Annotated in this window: 13 protein-coding genes; 6 read left to right on the top strand and 7 right to left on the bottom strand. The window is 58.8% G+C overall.

Annotated features, from left to right (window positions below; translation table 11 throughout):
- The 6 genes from ASF16_RS25890 to ASF16_RS03855 all read right to left on the bottom strand — a co-directional run.
- Window positions 1-575, bottom strand: a 575-nt coding sequence (locus tag ASF16_RS25890; protein WP_162241052.1) for an RHS repeat domain-containing protein, incomplete at its 3' end; no start/stop codon positions are given.
- Window positions 576-1,531: 956 nt separating this feature from the next.
- The gene (locus tag ASF16_RS25265; RefSeq protein ID WP_082516730.1) at window positions 1,532-1,900 is read right to left on the bottom strand and encodes a DUF4279 domain-containing protein; all 369 of its coding nucleotides are present in this window, start codon (window positions 1,898-1,900) and stop codon (window positions 1,532-1,534) included.
- Window positions 1,897-4,911, bottom strand: a complete 3,015-nt coding sequence (locus tag ASF16_RS26440) for an RHS repeat-associated core domain-containing protein (protein WP_056162989.1) — start codon at window positions 4,909-4,911, stop codon at window positions 1,897-1,899. Before ASF16_RS26440 ends, ASF16_RS25265 begins: the two co-directional genes overlap by 4 nt.
- Before the next feature lie 2,371 nt (window positions 4,912-7,282).
- Window positions 7,283-11,839 carry an AAA domain-containing protein gene (locus ASF16_RS03865; protein ID WP_056162985.1) on the bottom strand — a complete coding sequence of 1,519 codons (4,557 nt, stop codon included), beginning with the start codon at window positions 11,837-11,839 and terminating at the stop codon, window positions 7,283-7,285.
- Between the two features lie 1,400 nt (window positions 11,840-13,239).
- Window positions 13,240-14,259 (bottom strand): retron system putative HNH endonuclease, encoded by a 1,020-nt coding sequence (locus ASF16_RS03860; protein WP_056162982.1) that lies wholly within the window; start codon window positions 14,257-14,259, stop codon window positions 13,240-13,242.
- Window positions 14,256-16,058, bottom strand: coding sequence for an AAA family ATPase (locus ASF16_RS03855; RefSeq protein WP_162241051.1), 1,803 nt, complete (start codon window positions 16,056-16,058; stop codon window positions 14,256-14,258). The genes ASF16_RS03860 and ASF16_RS03855 overlap by 4 nt, the downstream gene beginning before the upstream one ends.
- 1,010 nt (window positions 16,059-17,068) lie before the next feature.
- Between ASF16_RS03855 and ASF16_RS03850 the strand changes: the two genes are divergently transcribed.
- The gene (locus tag ASF16_RS03850) at window positions 17,069-17,977 is read left to right on the top strand and encodes a hypothetical protein (protein ID WP_056162976.1); all 909 of its coding nucleotides are present in this window, start codon (window positions 17,069-17,071) and stop codon (window positions 17,975-17,977) included.
- 68 nt (window positions 17,978-18,045) lie between these two features.
- Window positions 18,046-18,873, top strand: coding sequence for a DUF5677 domain-containing protein (locus ASF16_RS03845; protein WP_156371926.1), 828 nt, complete (start codon window positions 18,046-18,048; stop codon window positions 18,871-18,873).
- A 160-nt stretch (window positions 18,874-19,033) separates the two neighbouring features.
- Here ASF16_RS03845 and ASF16_RS03840 read toward each other — a convergent pair whose 3' ends face one another.
- Window positions 19,034-19,588 (bottom strand): HEPN domain-containing protein, encoded by a 555-nt coding sequence (locus tag ASF16_RS03840; RefSeq protein WP_200926860.1) that lies wholly within the window; start codon window positions 19,586-19,588, stop codon window positions 19,034-19,036.
- A 301-nt stretch (window positions 19,589-19,889) separates the two neighbouring features.
- On the opposite strand from ASF16_RS03840, the gene ASF16_RS03835 reads away from it, so the two are divergent.
- The 4 genes from ASF16_RS03835 to ASF16_RS03820 all read left to right on the top strand — a co-directional run bounded on the left by ASF16_RS03835 (window position 19,890) and on the right by ASF16_RS03820 (window position 25,662).
- Window positions 19,890-20,186, top strand: coding sequence for an H-NS family nucleoid-associated regulatory protein (locus ASF16_RS03835; RefSeq protein WP_056162971.1), 297 nt, complete (start codon window positions 19,890-19,892; stop codon window positions 20,184-20,186).
- A gap of 290 nt (window positions 20,187-20,476) precedes the next feature.
- Window positions 20,477-21,274 carry a translesion DNA synthesis-associated protein ImuA gene (gene imuA / locus ASF16_RS03830; protein ID WP_056162967.1) on the top strand — a complete coding sequence of 266 codons (798 nt, stop codon included), beginning with the start codon at window positions 20,477-20,479 and terminating at the stop codon, window positions 21,272-21,274.
- Window positions 21,275-21,380: 106 nt separating this feature from the next.
- Entirely contained in the window at window positions 21,381-22,529 is a 1,149-nt protein-coding gene (locus tag ASF16_RS03825; RefSeq protein ID WP_235507244.1) for a DNA polymerase Y family protein, read from the top strand.
- A 7-nt stretch (window positions 22,530-22,536) separates the two neighbouring features.
- The gene (locus tag ASF16_RS03820) at window positions 22,537-25,662 is read left to right on the top strand and encodes an error-prone DNA polymerase (protein ID WP_056162963.1); all 3,126 of its coding nucleotides are present in this window, start codon (window positions 22,537-22,539) and stop codon (window positions 25,660-25,662) included.
- The last annotated feature ends 740 nt before the right edge of the window (window positions 25,663-26,402 follow it).

Genomic DNA, 26,402 nt, shown 5'->3' with positions numbered 1-26,402 from the left:
TCTGGGTAGGTGACCTGTTTGAGGCGGCCATCGTCGTAGCCCAATGCGATGACTTGGCCGTCGGGCGCCGCCACAGACACCAGTTGGCCACTGCTGCTATAGGAGAGTGTCAGAGCTTGGCCCAGCCAATCGATCACGGTGGTCAAGCGCCCGGCCGTATCGTAGGCATAGTCCGTTTTCCAACCATTGCGTGCAGTGGTGGACAGCAGCTTGCCGGTGGCATCGAACACGAGTGTGTCGTCTTTATCGGCACGGCGGTAGGTCCAATTTCCGGGTGAATCCAGGGTTAGTTGATCGTTGTGTTCCTTGGGAGTCCAGGTGCTTGAGCCTGTGGTGCGAGCGAACGAACGCACATGCCCATCACCGGCAAGAATACTGACGGTTGTTCCGGTAGCGGTGGCGCGCTGCGACAGCTCGATGTCGTGGTTGTGCCGCCAAGCCTTGCCCAATGTGGAGAAATGGGATGAGCTTGGCAGCCCCCAGGAACTCAGGTAGGAGCGGGTGAAGTGCAAGCCTGTAGGCTTGTTAGTGGCCCAATCGGTTTCTGTCCGCACCTTGGCTGCAATGGCCGGCATGATGGGTGCGCCAACACTGGTACCGCTCGGATTGCTTTCCTTCTTTCGTTTGCAACTGTCTGGATCACCTGGACGGTTATCAGGCGGAGTGGGGGGAGAAGGAGGCTCCGGCGGCACGGGAGGCACTGGCGGCGGCGGGGCTGTGGGCGGCGATGATTCAGGCGGCGGAGGATCTTCTGGTGGAATGCACGTGCCATCGTCGGGATCTCCCGGCTCGCATTCTGGTTTCTTGACACATTGCCCATTGACCCGGATTTCATCGGCCTGGCAATTATCTGGAACACAAGCGCCACCCTCTTCATGCTGGCCTGCAGGACAGGGATTCTTAGGCCTGCACTGTTCATCCAATGCGTTGTAGCCAGCGGCACAGGTGCAGGTTTCTCCTTGAAGCACGCTGTTAGCGGGACAGGACAGTGTTCGCTGCGTCGATATCGCGGCGGATTGGAGGATGCTGCCGTAGTACACCTGATCGTAGAAGCACCTGCCAGTGGTCAGAGTATCCTGACTGGTGCTGGTGATGACGTGAGCAATCGCGCCACCCGTGTTTGCGGTCGCTGCAGATCCGAAGTTGGCGCAAACCTCACCCACGCTTGCACCCGTGACAAGCTGTCCCGTTCCAAATCCGATGGTCCATGCGGACTGCACGGGGACGGTACCGTCTGCGAAGGCCGACGAGACCAAGAACAGGAGGAGTGACGCGATCAGGCGCTGAAAATTTGCCATGTAGCCCCCAGGATTGCGAATATGACGAAAAGGCCCATGCGGCTGGCTAGGGACACATATTCAACCGTGCTTAGACTGCCAGCGCGCGTGGAGCGCGCTTGCTCAGCCAATACAGAACAAAAAAAGATTTCCATCCCCTCCGCCCTCATAATGAAATATTTATTGCAGCGCTACACTCTCGCGCAGACGTTGACTCTCAAGCCTTCAAACCATTAGCTTTCTCATATCCAAATCTATTGCAGATGATCAATATCAATTATTGCATTGACATAGGTAGCAAACGCGGACATTTCAACTGGTATTTGGAGGGACGGTATTCGATCAGATCGAGGCAACACTATTGACAGCTTGGCAGTTCCGGTTTCTGCTATTTTTCTAATTTCCTCTTTTGAGTGATTAAGCTTAAAATGAATTTGCTCCCAATGTGCTTTTACCTCGTCGGATTCAGAATGACTTTCGATAGACCACACATTTTGCCGAGGCAAATTTAATGCGGCGTTCCGCTCTCCGCGAAGGAACTCCACATCAGGCTCAATTCCCGTCCTCCGTGAGATATCTTTGGGGTTTACAGACGTTCCCAATAGTTGAAAGTCGATTTTCATGGCTTCGGAACTATTCCTCGATCATTCATGTGTAAATACTGAGGCGTTCCGGAACCCTTGCGTGGCCCAGAATACAAATTGCCATTCTTGTCGGAAAAAATGTCAGACTTAGAGTCTAGTCCAAGATCACGCTTGAATGCATGTGCATCCTCATATCCGTTAGCTTTACACGCCCTGTCCAGCTCGCGGTCTGTCATGCGTTTGGCATCCAACGCATCTTGCTCCGTTGGTGTAGTCCCATCCTCTGTGCAATTTTGAATGTCACCGATTAAAGGTATCTTTGCAATAGTCTCGCATTTAACCGCAAGTCCAAGCGGATCAGGCCATTTCAGCGGATTCGCACCCACATACCCAAACCTATTGAATCCCCCATGTAGCCCAATAGGATCAGCCTGCGTATACCGCCCACTCTTGCTGTCATAGCTGCGGAAGTGGTTGTAATGCAGCCCGCTCTCCTCGTCAAAGTACTGCCCCGGATACCGCAGGTTGTATTGCACCAGCGGCACCGCCGTTGACCCCGTCGTCGGGTTCGTCGTGGCGCTCGTGAACCGCGTGGCCGCCGTCGTCGGCGCCTCTTCTCCGAACGCGCTGTACGCCCACTGCCACGCCACCTTGCCGTCTTCCTGGGTCAGGCGCCGCGGGGTGTTCAGGTGGTCCGCATGCACCGCGTACTGCCGGCCCTCTCCCACCACCGCAATCGGCATCGGGCCGTTGGCCGTGGGCAGCCAGATATGCTGCGCTCCCTTGGTCGGTGCCGTGGCCGGGTTGGCCTCCATGGGGTATTCGCCCAGCAGGCTGCCGTCTTCTGCGTACACGAACGCCCGGCCCTGGGCCTGGGTGCTGTCCGTCTGCGGGCTCCACAGGCGCAGCCAGAAGTTCTTGGCGTCCTGCAGCAGGCTGCCCGGGCCCTGGGCGCTCGGGGTGTTTGTGCTGTTCTGTTCCTGATCTTGTTCGTCGTCCTCATCGCCCAGCAGGGTGATCCGGGGTTGGCCGGCTTTGCTGGTGGTGTTGGTGTTGGTCGTGCTTGCGCCTGCCAGCACGTCGGTCTTGAACACCCGAAGGCCGAGGGCGTTGTGCGCGTACTGCACGCTCGACGCTCCCGCCCCGGTGCCCAGCGTCACCCGCTCCAGCCTCCCCTGGCTGTCGTACTGGTAGCCGTGAAGGCCGTCTCCCTGCTGGTTGCCCGCCGCGTCGTAGCTGTAGGCCACGCTGGTGCTGGCGGTGTTGCTGCCTGCGGTCCTGGTTTGCTCAAAGCCCAGTAGCCGGTTGTGGCCAGGGTCTGCTGTGTAGGTGCGGCTGGTGCTGGTGCCCGCCACGTTGCGGGTGCTGGCGGTGCGGTTGCCGTTGGCGTCGTACTCGAAGCTGGCGGTGTCCACCGCCGCGTTGGCCGCCGTGGTGCGGTTAAAGCTGGTGATGCGGCCCGCTGGGCTGTACTGCACGGTCCAGGTGCTGGTGGCCTGGCTCACGGTGGTGGCCGAGGCGCTGGTGCTGGCCGGGCGCCACAGCTTTTGCGTGAGGCTGCTGATGCGGCCCGCTGCGTCGTATTGGTAGCTGCTGAAGTCGGTGGTGGTCAGCTGGCCTGCGGTGTTGTAGCTGCGCGCCACGCTCAGGCTGCTGCTGCCCTGGCTGCCTTGCAGGTTCCAGGTCCAGCCCGTGGGCTGGCCCAGCGGGTTCCAGGTGATGCCGCTGACCAGCGGCTGGTTGTTCCACAGCATCCCGGTGAGCTGGCCGGTGCTGTCGTACTGGTGCTGCAGTACTTTGCCGTCGGGGTAGGTGATGCTGGCCAGTTGGCCGCTCGAGGCGTAGCTGTAGCCCACGGTGCTGGTGTGCCCATTCTTCAGTTGCTGGGTCTTGCGCACGATGCGGCCATGCCCGCTGGCGTCCACGATCTCGCTCAGCGAGCCTTTGCTGGCGTTGGGCTGGCCGCTCTGGTTGTAGGCGCTGCCGGGCAGGTCGTAGCGCAGGGTGGTGGTCTGGCTGGCTACGCCTGTTCCACCTGTTCCACCTGCGCCACCGGCGTGGGTGATGCTGGTGGGGCGCCCCAGGCTGTCGCGCACGATGGTGGTGGCCCGGCCCAGGGCGTCCGTGATGCTGCTGGGCAGGCCCAGGGCGTCGTACTGGGCGCTTTGGGTGCCGGCGTCCGGGCTGGCCTCTGCCCGGGCGTTGCCCAGGGCATCGCGCTGGTAGGTGGTGGCTACGCCTTTGAAGTCGCTGGCCTGGGTGACGCTGTCCAGCGCGTTGTGCGTCAGGCTGGCGCTGGCACCTTCTGCATTGGTGATGCCTTGCACGCGGCGCAGCGCGTCCAGGCCGTACTGGGTAAGCTGGCCCAGACCGTTGGTGGTGCTGATGAGGTCGCCGTTGGCGTCGTAGCCGTAGGTGGTGGCCGCCTGGCTGCCTGCGGTGGTGCTCTCTACACGGTTCAGGCTGTTGATGGTGCGCGCCAGGCGCCACACGAGCTGGCCCTGGGCGTTGCGCAGGTCTTCGCGGGTGCGGTTGCCCATGGCGTCCAGCACGTACGTTCCTGCGTTGCCCCGGTTGTCGCTCCAGCCGGTCAGGCGCTGGGCGTTGTCGTAGGTGTAGCTTACGACGTGGCCGTGCGGCAGGCTGGCGGTGGCCACCTGGCCGGAGGGCCGGTAGGTGAGCGTGGTGAGCAGCCCGCCCTGGTTGGCGGTCAGCATGCGCCCGCGGGCGTCATAGGTGTAGGTGACGACCAAGCCGTTGGGCGCGCTGTGGGTGAGCACGCGCCCTGCACCATCGTGGGTGTAGGTGTCTACCTGGCCCAGGGCATTGGTAGCGTTGGTGAGGTTGCCTGCGCTGTCGTATTGGTAGCTGGTGACTGCGCCGTTGGGGGCAGTCTCGGTGGCGACCAGGCCCGAGGGGTGGTAGGTCCAGCTGGTGGTGCGGGCAACCCCGCCGGTCGCCGTGTCAGTGACCGTCTGCGACAGCGCGTTGCCTACGCTGTCGTAGGTGTAGCTGGTGACCCGGCCAGGCTCCGTGACTGTTACGGGCAAGCGCCACTGCGCGTGCCAGGTGATCTGGGTGCTTTTAGCCTCAGGACTATTGACCCCATGATCGACCGTCAAAGGAATCCGCCGTTGCTGATCCCATGTCAAATGAGTCGAACTGGACTGAAATGTGGAAATATCAGTTGGCAGCCCTGCTTCATTCAATGTGGTCGCATACGTAGGATACTGACTTGTATCCGCCGATGGTGTTCCGCTACTGGTTTTCGTCAGTTCGTTGGAGTACAGGCTGGTGGCATGTTGCCTTAGTGTGCCAAGTGGATCTTTAATGTTGGTGTAGCCTGCAACGGGCCCGCCAAAGGTCTCATACTCGTATTTTTGAATATTATTCGGACCTGTTCTTAACTTTACTTTTCCACTAACGTCATATTTATAGCTCGCTATCCTACTTCCACTTCCATCAATCAATCCCGACAACAACCCGGGCTTGGTGGGGTCATCGTATGCATAACCAAGGCTGCTCTGGCCTGCAAGGGTAACGCCAACAAGCCTGTTGGATGAATACGCAAAACTGGCCGAACTTCCACTTCCGGACGTCACCGAGGATAATTTATCCCCAGCATAATTAAACTGAAGGAATTTTCCAAAATGATTGACAACCCGATCAAGTTTTCCTTGTAGATACTGATAGTTTATTTGCCAGCCGTTGCGGTAAACCTGCCTCTTGATTTGCCCCTTTTCATTGAAAAACCTGACCTCTCCAGATCCTTTGATCTCCATTCTCCAAGCATCGAGCGCGGAACTGTGCAGACGCTCCAATTTTAAGGTTGAGTCACGGGATATGTACTCACCAGCATTGCGTCGGTAGAAATAATTAAAGGTTCCATCTTCCATCTGGACCTTGACCTGATGCAGCTTGGTGTTCCCCTGCAGAGTAACTGTACTGCTGGGTGACAGAAAGATAGAATAGTTATGAAACCAACCATCGCCCAGATCTCGAGGTGGTTGTTCTAAATACTGCGAACCGAAAAAAGTTGCGGAGTCCAACACTCGGCCGGATCTATACTGACGGATGAAATTCAGGGGCATTACGCCTTCGTCAGAAAGATCGATGCTACTTTGGAAATTCTCAAGGGAAGTCAAAGAAACATTATTCTCTTCTGCCATACACATTTGAACAGGGGGAGGCGCTTCTGCGATGGGATAAGTGCATACGTACCCCCCGGCATCCTGCATCCAAGAAGCGCTCGCACCTTCTCTGCATTTTGCCTCTCTGATTGCCATTAGATGCCAATGGTAGGTGTTTATTCTTTGGCATTCTCCATCCTCTATCCATCCATGAGTTATATCGATAGGACGACGCTTCCAGGTCTCTTCGTCATATACAAATTCGTCGGTCTGAAGGATCTCGTAGCTGCCAACGCGTATATCAATAGCGCACATCTTTGAGTAATTCGGATCGGCCTCCATCATGTAGTAGACGAATTTGCCGTAGTCCTCATCCTCAGAATAGCTTCCGCTATAATTGCTCGCACTTACACTGTAATACCACCAAGGGCTATGAGAATCTGCTTTGAGGCTACAGTAAATAGTCCCTCTTGCATTGGACTCAATGCAGTAATCCTGATAGGGCGTTTGGGCGTGCGTATTTCCCACGCAAAAGATTAGGGAGAAAAAAATCGATTGAAACAATTTTTCGAACATTTTTTTAATTTTAATTTATTAGCGATCCAGAGGCTTCAGCGGGAGACTTATCGCGCAAGGCTTCCAAATAAAGCACTCAATCCCTTCTAGTTTTTGATAGCTTTCATGCCTGCAAATTAGGTCACACGCGTCCTCTGCAGACCACCCCAACGAAATATCCGCATACCCTTAAGGATAAGGTGAAGTTCCATACTTTTTTTACTAGAATCCTTGCATTTGCTGTTAAAGAAGAAAGAGCTCATAAAGCAAAAAAGTGATCAAGGCAATAAAGGATATTATTTTTGATGCAATTTTATGGCTACTAAACAAGGCAGTTCCCGCAATACAATATATCTCTCGATCCGCAAAGGCTGCGAGTAACAAAGTTCCATGTTTATCTAGACTGTTAACCGGCACTTAGATTTGAAATTTACAGGGAGCCTGATACCGATAGTTCCAAGGCGAGGGGCCATGTGTAAACAGATGTTGCTATCAGGCACGTAGCTTGAGGTTGGTCGCACGTAGTGAAGCAAGAATTCGACCTTGTAATGACTTGAACTAAGAATTGCGCAATAGAAAATTGACGACGGAGGGCCGTCGCGCCTGACATGCTCATCGCTTAGCCCGAGGCGAATGCCCTGCAAGACGCCCCATCTACTTGCTAGGCGCATGTAACCTCATCTGTCGACCACTATTCGGCTGACGTGCGCCTACACGAGCAAACTGACATGCGCATTTAGCGTGGTGTGTCGCTCTGTAGTTCAGCCGTTTCGGCGGTTTCTTCGGACGTCAGATCCTGCACGGGCCACTCCCGATACTCTACCAATGAGGGCGTTCGCTCCATCGCGCCCAGCGGTTCGATGCCCATGCGGCCCATCGTTTCGATCAGCTCACCCAGCACGTCATTCCGGCGCAGCGTCCACGTGGAGGCAAAACAGCGCCAGAAAACCCAGCCTGCCCGCTCGAGGATGCGCTGGCGCTGCATGTCAGCCTGCCAGCGGTCGGGGCCGTGAAACTCGTCACCGTCGCACTCGATCGCAAGGCGGACATCGTCAGCGCCGTCAACCACCATGTCGATACGAAACGCGCCAGCCTTGACCTGTGGCGTCACGTGGTAGCCACGCTCGAACAGCGAGGTGTACACGTCGCGCTCGAAGCCGGATTCGCACAAATCGATGAGTGTTTTGTGCTCCTCGTTGCCGTCCATCGGCTTGCTGAAATGCTGCAGCAGCGTGCGGCGGACGTCGACCGCCGACAGTTCGTCGAGTCGGACCGAGCGCACCAAGTACATGCGGTCGCGCGCACGGCTTGCGGCGACGTTGAAGCGCTGCTCGAACATGTTGCCCGACAGTGCATGGTGGTTGCGGCTGTCTGCGACCATCGAAAGGAAAATGATATCGCGCTCGCTGCCTTGGAACACGCGCGCGTCTCCGCACTCAAAGCGTCGGTGCAGCAGCTCGGCGGCGTCACAGCGGCTGCGAACCAGGGTGTCTACCGCCTGTGCCTGGTCTGGACCGAGCAGTGAGACTACGCCCAGGGTCCGGTGCCGGAGCTTAGGGTTGCGCAGGATGGCCTGGATCTCGGCAGCTATGAACTCAGCCTCCGCCTTGTTCGCGTCCTTCTTGCTGCGCTCGCCCGTGGTCACGTAGACGTCGATCAGCGGGGGATCAAGGCGCTCGGAAGCCTTGGGCACCCGCAGAGGTTTGATCTGGTCCTTGTAAAAGGTCCGGTTGCTATAGGCGATGATCGGCTGCACGCAGCGGAAGTGCTCGGCCAGCATCACCTTCTGGGCGGCAAAGACCGTGGAGGCGATGTCGTACAGCGACTTTTCCGGGGTCAAGTCGGCAGCGTAGGCCTGGTCGCCCAGGAATCGCTCGCGAAGGGTCTGAATCTTTGCCGCGGATATGAAGCCGCCCTCCGGCGAGACCTGCTTGTCGTCCCCCACAACAAGGATCTTCTTGCCGCGCAGGACAGCGGGTAGCGCCCATAGGTTCGACTGGCTGGCCTCGTCGACGATGACCAGGTCGAAGGCTCCGAGCTGCGCAGGCATGCTCTCCGAGACCTTAGCGTGGCTCATTATCCAGCACGGAATCGCACCCTGCGCGTCTTGCATTGCTTTCTGAGCGTCGCGGCGATAGCGCGTCGCGTTGGGCCCCGTCCCTTGCCCAATCTTGCGAATGGCGGTTCGGTAGCTCTCCAACGCGGACAGAACCTTAGCCGAGGCCTGCGACTTTGCCTCGAGCCAGGCCGCGCGCGCGACCAGCCTTTCGTACTGCTGCGCCAGCAGTTTCTCAAGGTCACGGCGGCGCGCCGAAAGCGCGAGCAGTTCCTCTTGTGCGTCAATTGCGTCCAGATGGTGGCGGATGCGCGCCCAGTTCCAGGCCTCGCGCCAGCCGACCGGCAGCACATCGTCCTCGCCGGTCACGGGCAGCGCGTGGGTACGAAGGCGCGCGGCCAGCTTCTGGCCGCCGGCAGACTCCACGTGGCGGCTCAGCTCGTCCACTTTGGCGACATGGCTGGCCAGGGCTTCGATGCGCTTGAGCTCGCCGACGAGTTCCGCGTAACGCGCGACCACACGTTCGGTTTTCACCTCCGAACTTCCAAGTTCAACGGTGACAAAAGCGCGTAGGTCGTCCGCGACGGGACCGTTTGTCCCGCTTAGCTTCTCCTGCAGGATTGCAAGCTGCGCCGCGGCAGCCGCCAATTCCGCGCGGGTCAGGTGCTGCAGCAACTGCTCGCGTACCCTCGACAGGTCGCTGGACGAGCCCTTTAAGCCTCGCGCGGGAGGTTGTATGAACACACGATCGGCCATGACCGGCAACCTCACGTCGTGTATGGTCGCCAAAGAATGCGCCTTCATTGCCGCCAAGGCCGTCAACTCGATGGTGCGCAATGCCTCTACCGTACCTTGCACGGCGGGCACACCCAGCAGCTCTGCAAACTGGTTCCAGCGCACGCTGAATGAATGTACGCGCGCGTGTAGCAGCAGGTAGCGGTGCGCGTGCTGCCAGTCATCTAGGCTGGCGGGCGGCTGGCCCGAGACCCGGATGGCGGCGACGTGCGGCTTGATGTCACCCGCACCAAAGGCGAACAATCCGAAGGGCTTGCCGGTGTCCTTGGCTTTTTCGACCGCCTCCAGCACCTTCGGGTGGCCCAGCGCCTCGACCGGAATCTGGACTGGCCGCTGCAGGAACGCGGCCCGCGCCTTGACCAGCTCCTCAATCTCACCGAAGAGCGCCTGCAGAGCCTCCCGTTCGCTGGTGAACTCGGGTCTCCGGCATTTGTCGCGCAATGCGAAGACCCAGGGGCTATTCAGTTCCTCCAGTTCGCGGACGATTCCCGCGACGGCCTCGACGACCTCCAGCAGGCGTCGCGCTTCCTCGAGGACTTCCGGGGTTATGGCGCGCAGGGCAAGCAGGTCCCCCCTGCCCTGCGCGGCGTCGATTTGGCGCATCCCGACGAGGGCGTTATGCAATTGTTCCACGGCTTCGGTGGGCAGCAGCGTGTGGCTTGATGGCAACCGGGCGGACAAGTAACGCAGGTCCTGGCCCAGACGTCGGCGCGCATCGCGAAGCGCCTGTGCCTGCGCGGCGGTCAGAGGCGGCGCGTGTTCGGTGCCCAGGGTAAGGACGTCATCGAACCAGCCGTGAAGCGCGTGTCCGTTGATCACCAGTTCGGCCATCTTCTGGGCGCGCATGGACACGCCATCGACCTCAATGCTCGCTAGCTGCTGCTCGGCGATGACATTGACCCGCCGGTCGATGCCCGATAGCTCGGCATGCGCCGCCTCGATTTGCTGCCCGCAGCGCACGATCTCCTCTTCAGTGACGCGAGGGTTGAGTTGGGACAAATTGTGGATGATGGCTTCGATAGACGCCTGGAACTGGCGCATGCCCTCTTTGTCGCCAGACAACAGAGCGACGCTCAGGGGGCGAACTTCCTCGGGGATCTTCGACTGCAGAACCTCCAGCGCGTGCTCGCCCTTGGAGGTCACCAGCACCTTGCGACCGGTCGCGAGGTAGTGGCAGATGATGTTTGCGATGGTGTGAGTCTTGCCAGTGCCGGGTGGGCCTTGAACGGCCACGCCCGGCGCCCGTTCCAGCATCTCCACGATCGTTTCCTGCTCCTGGTTGTAGGGCAAGGGGAAATACAACTCCCGTGGCTCGCCGCGGCTGCGACCGCCACCGCACATGCCCCGGAACGCGATGGCTTCGTAGCGGATGACCTCGTCGGACGGTGGCGTGACCAGGCACAACGGCCCGGCTGGGATCGTATCGCCAGCCAGCAGTCTAGCCTTGAGCCGTCGGATGTCTTCGACAAGGAAACTGCTTGAACGCTCTCGGACCAACATGACCCAACCCGGGGTGACGAGCAATTCCGCAGCGGGGATCGGCACGCCCTGAAAATCGGCGTCATAGCGGCCTTCCTTGCTGAGGTTGCCGGCTGCCAATTTGAGGATGGGTTCGAAGCTGGACACGTCGAAAGGCGTGACCGAGTGGTCGGATTCTTTGCCGAGCAGATGCTTGGCTTGCTTTTCAATCTCGGCCGCCCCCATTACCTGGCAGGCGCCGAAGACATCGAACTCCAGGCGCGGGGGGGCCACCCTGGGACGCACGGCAATGCGGTGTGTCTGGGGATCGAGTTCGATCTCGACCACCTGCGTGAGCAGCGGGTACTGGTAGTCGACTGAGGCTGCCGCGCCCTGCTCTGTGGGCTGCCACTGATATTTCCAGGCCGATACACCCATCCCCCAGATCAGCTCAGAAGGCTTGGACGTTTCCTCCGCCTCCAGCCGCCCTTTGAGCATGAAAAGGTCGCCATAGAGTGCGATGGATTTGCGGCGTGGCTTCTCGCCTTCGGCCCAGGCCAGCCACAAGGGCTGGAGCTGGAGTAGAGCCTCGCCGATGGCGGCGCGGCGCACGCCGTCGGCCTGGGCCGCGCGCTCCATACCGAGGGATTTCGTTTCGGTGGCGGCTTGGTGCTTGAGCGCGACGTCGTTGGCCTGGGGCGGCGCCCCATTCGGATCGTCCGAGACGGTGATTAAGTTTCGCAGGGTCACATCACCCGGCCGCGGCGCCGAATGCGCCTCTAGCCTCTGCACCTGGAGCCAGATGTGATCACCTTCAAGCTTGAGGTCAAGGTCGACACCGGGCAACCCGACCAAGTCCTTTGGAAACCGCCGGAAGTCCGATGTACCGGTGAGCGTGTAAGCGCGCGGGTCTATTTCCTTACCTTGCTCGACGACATAGTCAAGCAGTCTGCCGAGCAGGCCGTGTTGCGGCGTTACAGCCATGAGTTCCCCTATTCCTTGTGGCTATTGGCGGCACGGCCCACAGGTATCGCTTGAGCCCGTGTGTCGCACTCCTCCGGCTGACACGAACACGCACCATGCTATCCAGCCATTGAATGCAATCCACACGTGAGCAAATGATGAAATGCGGACCCGCTTTCGGCAACGACACCTATAAGTTCACGGGCCAAGTTAGCGACTTCGGCGTCAAGATGCAGAAAGTTGTTGAAGCGAATCATCGGTACGATAACTCTATATGCGATTGAGCAGCGGGTCTTCGAAGAAATGCAAAAGAAGCAGGCCACTACTACGCGGGCAAGCTGCGCGGGATCGAGTGCATCGAGTTTGAGCTGGGAAGAGGCCCCGTCTGTTGATTTTCACGCAGAAATGACCCACTAACCCCCGGTGGGTTACGGTTGCATGGAAATCAACAATTAGGCCATTCGACACGTCTTCTTCTCGCGCGGTTATAACGCATTCGTCGACCCCGGAAACCAAGGCGCAGTGCTCGGTCGCGAGGTCGCAAGAGGAGGTGTGCACGATGAAAACCGCGAAGTACTCAAGGGTGCCGACCCCGCAGGAGCTTGCCGAATTCACGGGAATGCACTGCAGGAACATATACCGCGAATCGGTCGCGACAAGCTGGCGATGCCCGTGCTGCAACCGAACCGCACATGAACTCGTTCGCTGGACTGACATCCGCGTCGCTGGCTGGAAAGAGCGGTACGCTCAGACTTTCGGCATGGGCTTCACTGTGACTTTTGCCCACCATCACTGCCATAGCACAACCAGACCCTGATTCGCTGAAACCCTCGTATGCGGAGATTGCAATTCCGCTGACGGCGCCGCAAAGCGGGTGCTCAAGCTCCCAGAAGATTGGTCATTCACTCCCCAGGAGCTGTCTCGGTTCGTGAGAGTTTCTGCCCACTCGGGCCATACTGAAATCGACTATGACGTGGCGAAGCGTCTGTATGGCGAAGCGATGCTCGTCGCCGAGCTGCCGCCCAAGACAATTCGTTTTTGGTAATGACACCACTTCCTCGAACCCCACCAATTGATTCTGTAGAGACCATAGATCAAGGGGCTGAGAATTGCTATAAAACTGCGCATCTGGCGAGTCGGAGAGACCTAAATGGAACAGAGCACCCAATGTGAATCTGTACCGCAAGAACTGGCGGAAACAGAAGCTTTACGCGCTCGACTGAGAGATTCAGAAGCCGAGGTTAAGCGGTTAACGCGCCGCTTGGGATTGTACGAAGGTGCACTGTCAAAACTAACCGCTTTCTCGAACTACATCCTTGCGGGACCTGCCCTGACTGTCCGCCCCCGGAACAGACCGTTCGACGCAGGAGTCGCCACAAAAACTGCCCGAGCGCGCTGGACGAGCTCGCGCAGTTGAAGGGTTAAACAAGCAACTTTGTCAGGTCCAACCCTACGCGCACCAGCCGGTCGCCAGCTCTTCCTGGCTCAAGTTCTTGTCTGAGTTGATATCGAAGCATCCCGAGATACTCCGCTCCAGGCTCGAACATTCCCTTGAGTACTCCCATGTGCATATCAAGGACATCTTGCTCTGTCTGAATGTCTGCAGGAGATTCACCGGCAGATTTCATTCGATCAATCATTCGCAAGAAGCGCTCGATCGTGATGAGCTCCAACTTCAGCTGATCAAGTAGCTCTTTGCGCTTGTCTCGCAGCTCTCCCTGCCATAGACCGTAAACCGAGATCGAAGTATCGGCACGCCTCCGATTAAGTTTACGGAGGCGGCGCTTCGGCAAGATCGAGCCATCATCCTCGTACCGCAGCACCGCCTCCGGGTCATCGATACATGGATTTAGCAAAAGCCGTACAGCCTCCTCGTCCGCGAGCGATAGGCCGTGCTTTCGAACGCGCTTCGACTCATCCAACAACGGAAAATGATTTCCCTTGCCCCCTGAAACCGTCGATTGGACGCCGGGCACATCAAGTTGATCCTTGCGATTGCACCTAGGGCAGGACAGGAATAGATTGTCCCAATCCGCACCCAACCAGTAGTACCCAGGGTGTTCTAGGCTGCCATTGATGATCACTGCACCCTTCGGGCGAAAATGCTCTATGTCCGCTGGGGTCACATGACGAAAATGACTCTCACAGTATGCACATTTCTTGTGAAAGAGCGTCATCAACTCCTTCACGACATGTTCGTCGCCGTAAACAGAGAACGGGAATTTTATCTTCGGGCTGTCGAGAAGTGCGCCCCCATTTAATGCAGCTTGCGCATTCTTCGCCTTCACTTTAGCCTGCTCAGCAGGGAGTGTGACCGTGTAGTACTCGATGGCCTTCTCGCACTCTAAATCTGCTCGGGTAAGGCCAGGCCGCCTGGTCGATTTAAGACGCTTGTCCGTCAGCACCTTTGCCGTGCTGGAAGTCCGCTTGATGTGAATCATCTCTGGAACTGGAGATTCCAGCGTTGCGAGATCTCCGCGATTGCCTGATTCGTAAGTTGGGGACTGTCGATAGGCGAGTTAGCTTCTTCCAAAGCGATCAGACGATCAATCGCTGCATACATCATCCGATCGCGCGGCGTTTCCCCCAAATGGCGATTGGCATCTAGAGTCGCCTTAACCTCTGCGAGTTCAACCCGTTCTCTCGCATTGGGCTTTGCCAGAGCAAGCAATTCGTAGTACCGCTCGAAAGCTTGCTCCATCAGAGGATCAACGGTTGAACGTAGGCCGAAGAAGTCGGACGTCAGCAATTGGTCAACACGATATCCGGCGGGCGACGGGAGTTTCCTCAGGGCGGCAATCTGACCTTCTGCATCTCTGCGAAGCACCGCCACTTCACCATCGTTTAGACCACGCAAGCAAAGCGGATCATGAGTCGAAGTGATGAACTGAATTCCCGGCAATCCCGACTTCAAGCCTTCAACGATTCGCATCTTCCAGCCCGGATGTAGATGGGTGCCGATCTCGTCAATCAGCACGACTCCTTCGGCATCCGCCACATTCGGCCATACTTTGTAGATCGCTTCGAGCACATCCACAACTAAGCTAATCACCCCTTGGTACCCATCGCTCAGGTGCGCCAAGGAGGTATCAGTGCCATGCTCCCGAATGACCACATCCTCCTTCTTCACAAGCAGAGATGCCCCTCGTCGCAAAGAAAGAAGCTCTCTGATCACCTTGGCAGCGTGCTCGAACCGCTGCTTAGACATTCTCTGGAGACTTCGTCTCGGGTCCACAAGGGTGGCCTCATAGCTGAATAGGTTCTCAATACGGGCATAGGACGTTCCATATGTCCCGCTGCCCACAGTCCGTGCAGGTAGTCGAATCGCCCCATAGCCCAAAACAACCGTTGGCGCTTCATAGACCTTGCCAACAATGTTTGCCGCGCGTGAACTGATTGAGAGGTGGGAGCGCTCACCGAGCGGACCGAAGAACTCAACACGCGTCTTGGTGAACCGCACTCGATAGGGCGCGTCGAAGCCTGACATTCGGACCGAGACTTCCCCAGTCAGGCATCGATGCCGAATGAGAGCTTTGACGTCTATGAGCTTCGCCTCATGCAGCCTTTGAAAGTAGCGTGGACCGGCAAGAGCAATTGCCGTCGCTTGGAGCACCGTGCTTTTCCCGACCCCGTTCTCACCGAGGAGAGTCAGCCACGGAGTGACGCTATCGGTTCCAGAACTCACCGAGAGAGATAGACTTCTAATTCCCCGGAGGTTCGTGATCTCGATCGATTGCAAGAGGCGGCGTCGAAGCTTGTACCGCCGACGCCCCTCGGCGCTGTCAAGCCGGTACTCCTCGACATGTTCACGGATGGTCTCGGGCTCATCACTGGCATGGTCGGTTCGCTGCGCAGCCGCCAGCGATCCATACCAGCCAGCTCCGAGCCAAGACATGTCCCCAATCTCCTTGGCTAGACGCTTGCTGGACCGGAACGCCACTTGCCGCATCGCTCCTGCATAGGCCATGTCATCATGCAGCAGTTCTTGAAGTTTGGACGCAGCTGTCGTAAGACTGGGAATATCCAAATCGGACTTGTTCAGCCCAGATGTCTGATTCGCACCGTAAGCATTTCGAAAGATTTGCAGACTACGACGCGCTACAGCAATTTGTCGCTTTCTCGCACCGACCAAGTCTTCACGATTCAGCGAGAACTCATTGATCGTGTATTCACCTCGGACCGTTCGAGCGACTACGCGCCCAGAATCTAGGTAGGACAGATGGAGGGCGGGCTCGTCCAAACACGGATCCAACAGCAATGGACGCTCTCCACGCTCCTGACTTGGTCGTATCGCTCGCTTCGAGTTGTCCTCGAGTGGAAAGCGCCGACCTTTACCGATGCCACTCCCACTTGCACGCAGGCATCCATCGCAGGCAGGATAAATGTTTCTCCATTTCATAGCCAGCCACCAATATCCTGGGTGCTCAGGAGCGTCGATCACACCATTTGGCGGTCTAAAGTGGGTAATGTTGGCGCTCTGGGGCTTGGCGAGCGGCGTTTCGCAGAACGCGCACTTTTCGTGGAAAAGTCGCCAGGCCGAGGACACTACGTCAGGATTCCGATACGCAGCGAATCGAAATCTGGATTGTCTCCATATTCCATCAGGGCTTTGAAAGAATTGCCCAGCCTCAATCCTTTCCCTTGAGCCAGGCGACCCCGGCCCAACCCTAAGCGACGGCGGCGTTTCTACGGTCTGACGGTCTGTCCGAATCACGGTTTAGCTTTCTGGGTAACTGTGTAACTCTAGGGTACTGGATTCTCCAACATTCGTTTCCCCCTCAGGCCGCAGCCGGCCTTCGATCCGAAGCGTCAGCTGAATGGTATTTACCGGAAGCTCATGCACCCATCGGCGACCGTCAGCAACCGCTGCCAAGCTTACACCCACCCCTCAACCGGCCAGGTAGTTCCGTCATTGGGTATCGCCCCGGTTTTCACCCCCCCAGCCCTAGAACAGCACCTTCTGCGCGCTCGTCAACGTTGCAAAGCTGTCCCCCAGAGGCTGAAGAATCGCATCTGCATGGGCTGCAGTTGCTTGACGAGGTAGTGCTCATAGTCGATGCAACAATGCCGGGCCGTACCCACAAAGCAAGCCAGCAGCGCTCCAGTGAGCATGGGGATCGCATATCCAGGGGCAAAGCCAACCGCTCAGTATCCCTGCTGCATGTACGCGACGCATCCCCCAAATGTGGGAGTGCCGGCCGGGCGGGTCCCGGGTAATTTGGTGGTCCATTCACTTAGAGAGGGATCACCATGCTTCAACAACGCCAAATGAGACTGATCGCCGCAGTTGCCTCTGCGATGCTGTCAGCTGGATGCGCCACCACCTCGCCAGGCGTCGCTTACTACGACATGGCCGAGACAGCGAGACCCAAGGATGGTTTAGATGACGTGTTCGCCCTTGACCAGGCCGTCTTGAAGATTGAGTTCTCAGACGTACCCCCTCCGGCCGCAAAAGCGAATCCCGGCGCAGAGCTGGGTAAGAGCTCCGCCGCATCGCTGATAGGCAAGCTGCAGGCGAAAGTCACTGTGGAAATCGTCGAAGACGGGCGGCGCATCGGCTTCAATGGGACAAACAATCTGTATAAAACCACGACTGTCAATGTGACCAAACGGGACAACACGGAGCTGGTGCAGTCGGTCGGGGCAACGACGACAGAAAACCTCAAAAACAGCATCACGAAAATCGGCTCCATGCTTGCCGCTTTCGCCACAGTTGCACGCACGGACAACACGTTCCCGTGCAAATACTTGAATCTCAATGCAAAGATAGATTCAGGAAATGAAAGACAGCTTAAAAGTTGGGCTCCCAAAGACAGTTGCGCAACCTATCGATTAGAGAAAGCTCCAGCAGACGCAATCGAATTTAAAGACATTCCTTGGGGACAGGAAGTGGGTACGTTCTACTACGCGGCATGCCGGACACTGGTAGTGGATATAAAAGGAGAAGGTAAGGAAATACAAACGCTGACATTCAAAGTGCCAGACCCTTATTTCGTTCAGGCTGTGCGGATCCCGTTCAAAGGATCCATAAAAAAACATAGCACGTGCGGTGTATCCACTGTCACCGAAGGCCAGGCAAGTCCCACCGCGTCCATCGAAGCGCTTACCGAGCTGATAACGCAAATCAACGCCATCAAGGAGGCCAACGACGGCAAGTGAAAGCCCAAATCCTGCCAGGGCCCACATTGATGAGTCAAAATGACTAGGCCCTCCTACTGCCTCAGGCCATGAACAGCGTTCGATTTCCCATATTCGGCATGGCGTCACAGCTTCCGCAGCCTAAGGACCTCACGACGTTTGCAGACTTCGGGTTCTTGTCGAATGAGGCCGAGAGCATGCGTTGGAGCGGATCCACCGACACCAGCGCATACCTTGAGTTGGTCAAGACAGCCGTTTGCAACGTGCATGCTGATTTGCAGATCTTGCACGGGTCACCTATCGCCGGCAGCGAGTGGCCCGCGTTGGGTCTTTGGGAACGAACGCTTGAGGCATGCCAGGGGGCGGCCATGCTTGCAGACAGGGGCATGGTTCCCAGCGCTATTGCCCTGCTGCGAACTGGCTACGAGTGCCTGTTTTTCACGTGCGCACTATGGCGTGAAAAAAACGTGCTCGACCGTATGGAAAACAAGCACACTTCCGAGCTGTTCGCAATGGCAAAGCGCCTCAAGAAGGAGTTTCCTCCCGATGAACTTTCGCCCGAGGTCTGGGAAATGTTGCAATCCCATGCTGTAGAGCCGAAAGGCTCACAAATCTCCGCTTTTGAGGCGGCCGAGATAGCAGACATGAAGAAGGCCTACGCGAGCGTGTGGGCCGGTTTATCGACCCTCGGGACACATGCCACGACTCGAAGCCTTCACAGCTATGCTCCTCAGGTGAAAGGGGAGGAATTTCACAGCACTGTCGGGCCAAAGTTCACGGATGCAAACCAGATCTTCAACCTTGCTCACGCCTGTTTGAGGATGGGCCAGCAGCACTTTCGTGCTCACTTCACCCAGTTCACTTTCGGACCACCCATTTCAGACCGATCTCCAGAAGAGAGGGGCACGGCCTCCTGAAAATGTGTAAAAGCACTGTTCAAGATTGAAATGCGTTTCCTAGGAATCCTTGATTTCGCTCACCCGGGCTGGCTATCGCATTGATCGAATCAACGACCGCCTCAGGCGAGTGCGGCGGCCTGCAGCGAGGGATGAATCCTATGGCCCGCGCCTAGCAAAGCTAGTGCTCAGCCAAAGCCTTGTCCGTGGCGTTCACCAACCCTTTGAGGAAGCGGATCGCTTTGTCCAAGTCATCGCGCTTCACCAGATGCGGGGCCGGAACACCCGCCGTGATCGACTTTGATCGATGCACTGCCTCCCCCCTTTTGGCAAGAAGATCGTCCAGCATTTTTCTGGCTGTCGCCGGCTCAAAGTGGAGCCACTTCCATCCAGCAGTCACGTCGACTTCAAGGTAGTCGAGGAAAATCCGGCGCGTTTTTTCAGAGTTCGGGTTGTGGAAACGCTTCAGCTCGTCATTGAGCCTGCTACTCACAAAGTTGCCGATTGGGCTGCCGCTCACGGCCTTCAAGCGCATGTTGACGGCCTCCGTCACGCGGTCTTCGACATAGGTTTCCCAAGCAGTCAGCGACATCACCAAGCCCGCCCGCTTAAGGGCTTCTGCTGTCGGAGCGACAGGGTCCTGCTTGTACATCGAGTCGATCAACGCTAGAAGCGCACAAGCGTCCTCAATCGCACTGTCAAAGGTTTCATGGGCTCGGGATATGGAACGGCTCATTGGGGTGATAGCAAGGTGTGTTTTTGCGCAATGATGCTATCAGGCGGCGGCCACAGTGAGTGACCATAGAAAATATCCAGCTTCTGGACGGTCACCAAAGAGAGGCCATTGAGCAATACAACGCACGCCCAGTTGGATTGATGCGAAAAAAATTGGCAACATCAGTGGTTTGTGAATCTCAAAAGCGATTTTAGAAATCGAGATCGAATTCATACTAGGAGATCTGTCCCCGGCCTTTTGCAACGTTGTAAGTTGTCACAAACCTCTACTATCGCAGGTGGATTAACCCTTGATCAAAACCATGACCAGTTACAAAGACCTACTCGCACAGCGCAACGAGCTCGACAAACAAATCGAGACCATGCGCGCGCAAGAAGTCGATGGTGCCATCACGCAAATTCGCGAACTCATGCAGCAGTACGGCATCACGGCCCAAGAGATCATGCCGTCACAAGGGCCTGGCCGCGGAGTGCGCGTCCAGGTCGACCCTAAGTACCGAGATCCAGCCACCGGAAAAGAGTGGACCGGGCGCGGCAGGTCTCCTACATGGATCGCTGGCAAGGACCGCGAGCAGTTCCGGATTGTCGAGACCTCTTAAAGCCGTGCATTCTGGCGAAGTAACGACCAGGAACTGGCGCAATGCCGTCCTGACCTGGGTCGGCATCAGGTACGCGAAGACAGCCAGCAGCGGCAGCGCTCGACCATCTCGTACCTGATCAGTTCCAGGGGTTACTTTCCGCCTAACCAGCTCAAAGCCATCGCTCACGGGCACTGCCTGCTAGCAATTTCAGCTCAGCTGAACCGGGCGGCAAGGATCGGTTGCAGCAGAAACGACTGCAGACATATACTGTCATTTCATACAGTATTCCAGCAGTTGATGCTTCATCCATGCCACTTGCCGCCCACGCCTCCCACGGCGCCTTCGACCCGGGCGTTCTACCGCGCCACGTGGCGGAGGCAGTGTGGCGTGGCTCCGAGCTGGGCGATTCTGTCTCACGCACTGTCCCCTCAGGCTTCACGGAACTGGACAGCGAACTGCCCGGCGGTGGCTGGCCCACCCACAGCCTGACCGAGCTGCTCATGCCCCAGGCCGCTCTTTGCGAATGGCGCCTTCTAGGGCGGGCCATCCCGTCTTTCCTGTCCTCTGGCGGTCGGGTCTACCTGATCGCCCCACCCAAGCAGCCACATGCCGGCGGCCTGGAGCAACTGGGCTTGTCTGCAGACCAGGTCGTGTGGGTCCATGCATCGACGCCGGTGGACCGTCTGTGGGCGACCGAGCAGATCGTCAAGTCAGACCCTGCCGGTGCCGTGCTGTCATGGCTGCCTCAGGCCCGACCGGAACAGATCCGGCGTCTGCAGATTCACGCCCAGTCCTGTGACGCACCGGTGTTTCTGTTCCGCCCTGTTGCCGCCTTGAACGACACGTCTCCAGCGCCGCTGCGCGTTGCCGTGGCCCTAGCCAAGGGCTGGCAGCTGCAAATCCGCATCCCCAAACGCAGAGGGGCCTCGCTCGACGAAGCTCTCTATCTGGCGGCCATGCCAGAAAACCTGGAGTCGGTGCTTCCACCCCGGCTCAAGACCGTGCCGGCACGTTCTGCTGCGCTCTCACGCGAGGAGGCATCCGATGCACGGGCATTGGGCCGCGTTGCTCCCCACTCCACTACCAGCCAGCCCGTCTCCCATTGATGCAACATCGCTCGGAATCTGGGCACTGCAATTCACCCCCCGGGTGGCATTGCTCGAAGATTCCGTGGTCGTTGAAGTATCGGGAAGTGCGCGGCTATTTGGCGGCATGGAGTCACTTCACGGGCTCATCGAGGCCGGTGCTGTGGAGCTGGGTGCGCGCATAGCCTGGGCGCCCACGGGGACCTCTGCGCTGGCCCTGGTACGCCAGACTGCATCCGCAGTGCCATTGGATGGCTTTCAGCTTCCGCTGGCCAAGATGCTAGATCCTCTGCCGCTGGAAGCGATTGCGGCCGTGTGCCTGCACCAGCCCACCTTGGCCCGCGTCGGCTGTCGCACCCTGGGCGATGTCCGCAACCTGCCGCGCGGCGGCCTGAGCCGGCGTTTTGACAAGGGTCTGCTGGTGGCGCTGGACCAGGCCTATGGTTTGCGGCCCGAAGTCTACGAGTGGCTCACGCTGCCGGAGAGTTTTCATGTTCGGTTGGAGTTGATGTCGCGGGTGGAAACCGCGCCCGCACTGCTCTTTGGTGCGCGGCGGCTACTGGTGCAGATGGCGGGTTGGCTGGCCGCGCGCCGCATGGGCGCCACGGCCTTCACCCTGCGCTGGTGCCACGATGTCATGCGTGCCAAGGACGCCGGCACCGGCGGGGAACTCACCGTGCGCACCGCGCAGCCCACTCAAAACGTGGAGCATTTCGCGCGGCTGCTGGCCGAGCACCTGGCCAAGGTCACGCTCGCAGCGCCCGCTGGCGACATCGAGCTGCTCGCCACGGAGGTCCTGCCCATCGTGGAGGAAAGCAGCTCGCTGATCCCCGAGACCTTGCGCAAGAGTGGCAGCACGGATCTCGCGCTGGAGCGCATCCAGGCGCGGCTCGGCGATGCCTGCGTGCGTCGGCCCACGATGTCCGCAGACCACCGTCTGGAGTGGATGCAGAGCTGGCAGTGCGAGACCCAGAGAAAAAAAGCGGAGTCTCCCTACGAATTGCCTTTGCCCAGCTGGGTGCTGGATGAACCGCTGCGCCTCATCGAGCGCGACAACCGGCCGCACTACCAAGGCCCGCTGCAATTGCTGTTGGGTCCAGACCGTATCGAGGGCGGCTGGTGGCACCGCAGCAGCGAAGATGCCGATGCCCGTCCCCTGAACGTGCAGCGCGACTACTGGCTGGCGCTAAGCCCTCATGCCGGCGTGCTGTGGGTGTTCCAGCAGCGTCTGGCGCGGGACCAGACCGCCTGGTTCCTGCACGGGCATTTTGCGTGAGGCGGGCATGTTGATCCGTCCGTCCCGATCACTGCCGGACTATGTCGAGTTGCGCTGCGTTTCAAACTTCACGTTCTTGAGAGGTGCAAGTGCGCCTGACGAACTGGTGGAGCGAGCTAAGGAACTGGGCTACCAGGGCCTGGCCATCACGGACGAGTGCTCGATGGCAGGCGTGGTGCGGGCCCATGTCGCGGCCAAGGCGGCGGGCCTGCCGCTGCTGCTGGGCTCGCAGTTCTGCATCCAGCCGCGGGACGCATCGGAGGGCGCCTTCACGCTGGTGGTGCTGTCTCAGAGTCTCAACGGCTACGGCAACCTGTGTGCCTTCATCACCAAGCTGCGGCGCTCCTCAGAGAAAGGCACCTACCACCTCACCCTGGACCAACTCAGCGGAACAGAGCTGGAGGACTGCGTGGTCCTGTTGTGCCCCGACCGCAAGGCCACGGATGCGCAGCTGGAGGCCGCTGGACTCTGGACCCTGCATCAGTTCACGGGGCGGTGCTGGATCGGCGTGGACCAGGTGCGGCGGCTTGACGATGAGCTCTGGCTGCACCGCATGCGCCAGCTGTCCGAACTCACGGCGCTGCCGCTGGTGGCGGTGGGTGACGTGCACATGCATGTGCGCTCGCGCAAGCCGCTGCAGGATGTGCTCACGGCCACGCGCCTCGGCAAGCCGCTCACCGAGTGCGGCCATGCCCTGCAGCGCAGCGCGGAGCAGCACCTGCGCACCCGGTTGCGCCTGGCGCAGACGTTCCCGGCCGAGCTGCTGGCCGAGACGCTGCAGGTGGCGGCGCGGTGCAGTTTCAGCCTGGACGAGTTGAAGTACCAGTACCCGGACGAGGTGGTCCCTGCGGGACTAACGGCGGCGGGCTATCTGCGCCAGGTCACCTATGAAGGAGCTGGCCGGCGCTGGCCTGCCGGCATACCGGCGAAAGTGCAAGGGCAGATCGAGCATGAGCTGTCGTTGATTTGCGAGTTGCACTACGAGCACTATTTTCTGACCGTCTACGACATCGTGGCTTTTGCGCGGTCGCGGCACATCCTTTGTCAGGGGCGCGGATCGGCGGCCAACAGCGTGGTCTGCTACTGCCTGGGAATCACCGAGGTCGACCCCGCGCGCATGTCGGTGCTCTTCGAGCGATTCATTTCCAAGGAGCGCAACGAGCCACCGGACATCGACATCGACTTCGAGCACCAGCGCCGTGAAGAGGTGATCCAGTACCTGTACCAGAAGTACGGCAGGGACCGGGCCGCACTCACAGCCACGGTGATCAGCTACCGGCCGAAGTCGGCGATTCGGGACGTGGGCAAGGCGCTGGGGTTCGACCTGGAGACGGTGGATGCGATTGCCAAGGGCCAGCAGTGGTTCGATGGCGCGGATGTGCGGCTCGAGCGGTTTGATGAGCTGGGCATGTCTACCGAGAACCTGCAGGTGCGTCAGCTCATCGTGCTGACCAGCCAGCTGATTGGGTTTCCGCGGCACTTGTCGCAGCACACGGGTGGTTTCGTGCTAACGAAGGATCTGCTGTGCCGCATGGTGCCCGTAGAAAACGCCTCCATGCCCGATCGCACGGTGATCGAATGGGACAAGGACGACCTGGACGCAGCAGGCCTTCTGAAGGTCGATGTGCTGGCCCTGGGCATGCTGTCCGCGATCCGGCGCGCGCTGGACATGATCAGCGACCGGCGCGGCTACCAGTTCGGCATGCAGGACATTCCGGCCGAGGATCCGGAGACCTATGACATGGTCTGCAAGGCAGACACCATCGGTGTGTTCCAGATCGAAAGCCGGGCGCAGATGAGCATGCTGCCGCGCCTGCGGCCACGTTGCTTCTACGACTTGGTGATCGAGGTGGCCATTGTGCGGCCTGGTCCCATCCAGGGTGGCATGGTGCACCCTTACCTGAACCGGCGCCAGGGCAAGGAACCGGTGAGCTATCCGAGCGAAGCCCTCAAGACGGCGCTGGGCCGCACCCTCGGTGTTCCGGTGTTCCAGGAACAGGTGATGCAAATCTCCATCCTGGCGGCGGGCTTCACACCTGGTGAAGCCGATGGCCTGCGCAGGGCCATGGCTGCCTGGAAGCGCAAGGGGGGATTGGGCAAGTACTACAACAAGATCGTGGACGGCATGACCTCGCGGGGGTACGAGCGGGCGTTCGCCGAACAGATCTTCGAGCAGATCAAAGGGTTCTCGGAATACGGATTCCCTGAGAGCCATGCAGCCAGCTTCGCGTTGCTGGTCTATGCCTCGTGCTGGATCAAGCGGCACGAGCCTGCGGCATTCCTGGCTGCGCTGCTCAACAGCCAGCCCATGGGTTTCTACAGCCCAAGCCAGCTGGTGCAGGATGCCCAGCGCCACAAAGTAGAAGTGCGGCCGGTAGATGTGATGTACAGCGACGTCGAGTCCACGCTGGAGGATCTGCCCAACACACCGGCGGTGCGGCTGGGCCTCCACATGATCGGCGGCCTGAAAGCAGCCAGCGCGGAGCGCATCATGGCCGCTAGGCATCGAGCACCACTCGACAACGCCGAAGAACTTGCCAGAAGAGCCAGGCTCGAACAGCACGAGATGAAGCTGCTGGCCGCGGCTGGCGCACTGGCCACGCTGTCGGGCCACAGGCGCCAGCAGGTCTGGGATGCGGCAGCGCTGCATGCCCCGCCGGCGCTGCTGCAGGAAGCACCAGTGGACGAAGAGTTTCTGGAACTGCCAGCGCCGCCGGAAGGCGAAGATGTGGTCTGGGACTACGCGTCCATCGGCCTCACACTACGCAGCCATCCCCTGGCACTGTTGCGCAAGAAGCTCGACAAGTACAAGCTCAAGACGTCCGAGGAACTGCGGCACGTACCCAACGGGCGCGTCGTGCGCACGGCCGGCATCGTGACGCTGCGGCAGCAACCGGAAACGGCCAAAGGGACCATCTTCGTGTCACTCGAGGATGAGCACGGTTCGACCCAGGTGATCTGCTGGCGCCACATCAAGGAAGCGCAGCGGGAGGTTTTATTGGGCTCGCGGTTAATGGCGGTCAAAGGACGCTGGCAGCGCGAAGGTGAGGTGTGCAACCTGATTGCGGACAGGCTGGCAGATCTGTCGCCCCTGCTGGGACGGCTGGCGACGGAGAGCCGGGACTTTAAGTAAAGGGACAGCGATGACGCAGGCATCAATCACGTCGTTGCGGAATCAAGTTCAGTGCCACGTTCCGCTACAGCTTTTTTGGTTAGAACCAAAGCAGCTAGGCGCGCTAATTTCAAACCTACTACGAGCAACCTTTACCCGAGTCGTATCTAGTGACGATTTTCTCTTGATGATCGCGTCGCAGACTGTTGGGCGGCAAGCCATAGCTGTCGTCGGGATCAAGGTTTCATCAATCAGTTCTGCAACAGGACCAATTCTCCTGCCAGCGCACGCGACTGGATCCTGAAGTTCGTACCGGTCGGTGGCCGCAATTTCATAAGCGCGCGCCATGGCGGGGCAGCCTGTCATGACCAAGTCCAGGGCTTCCGAAGCACACATCAAGCTGCAACTGGTGCTGATGTGAAACGTCGTGAAGTGCCGTGGGCTGATGTAGAACTGAACGATCAATCACGCTTCTGGCGACCGCGTGGCGGGTCGTTGGACGGCAATACAATCGAGCGGACTACCTGCAGTTAGAGAATTTCTCGGCAGCGTCACATGACGTTCAGCCAACGCGTCAAATGTGATTGCGCTGGCTGTGAAACTAGCTTCTACAGAGCTATGGAGTTCAATGACCGGTACGGCTTAGCGACGTGTTTCAAACTGGCAATAGGCTCGTGTAATGGGCTCGTTTTCGTACGGAGACAAGCTCTAGAACTGTTAGATCCATAGCGAATAGATGACGCTCGAAGTGGCGACCTGGC

Origin of the sequence: Acidovorax sp. Leaf78 (assembly GCF_001422735.1) — a bacterium.
Lineage (GTDB): Bacteria > Pseudomonadota > Gammaproteobacteria > Burkholderiales > Burkholderiaceae_C > Acidovorax.
Note: the sequence above shows the minus strand (reverse complement) of the source record. Positions and strands in the feature narration are given on the sequence as shown.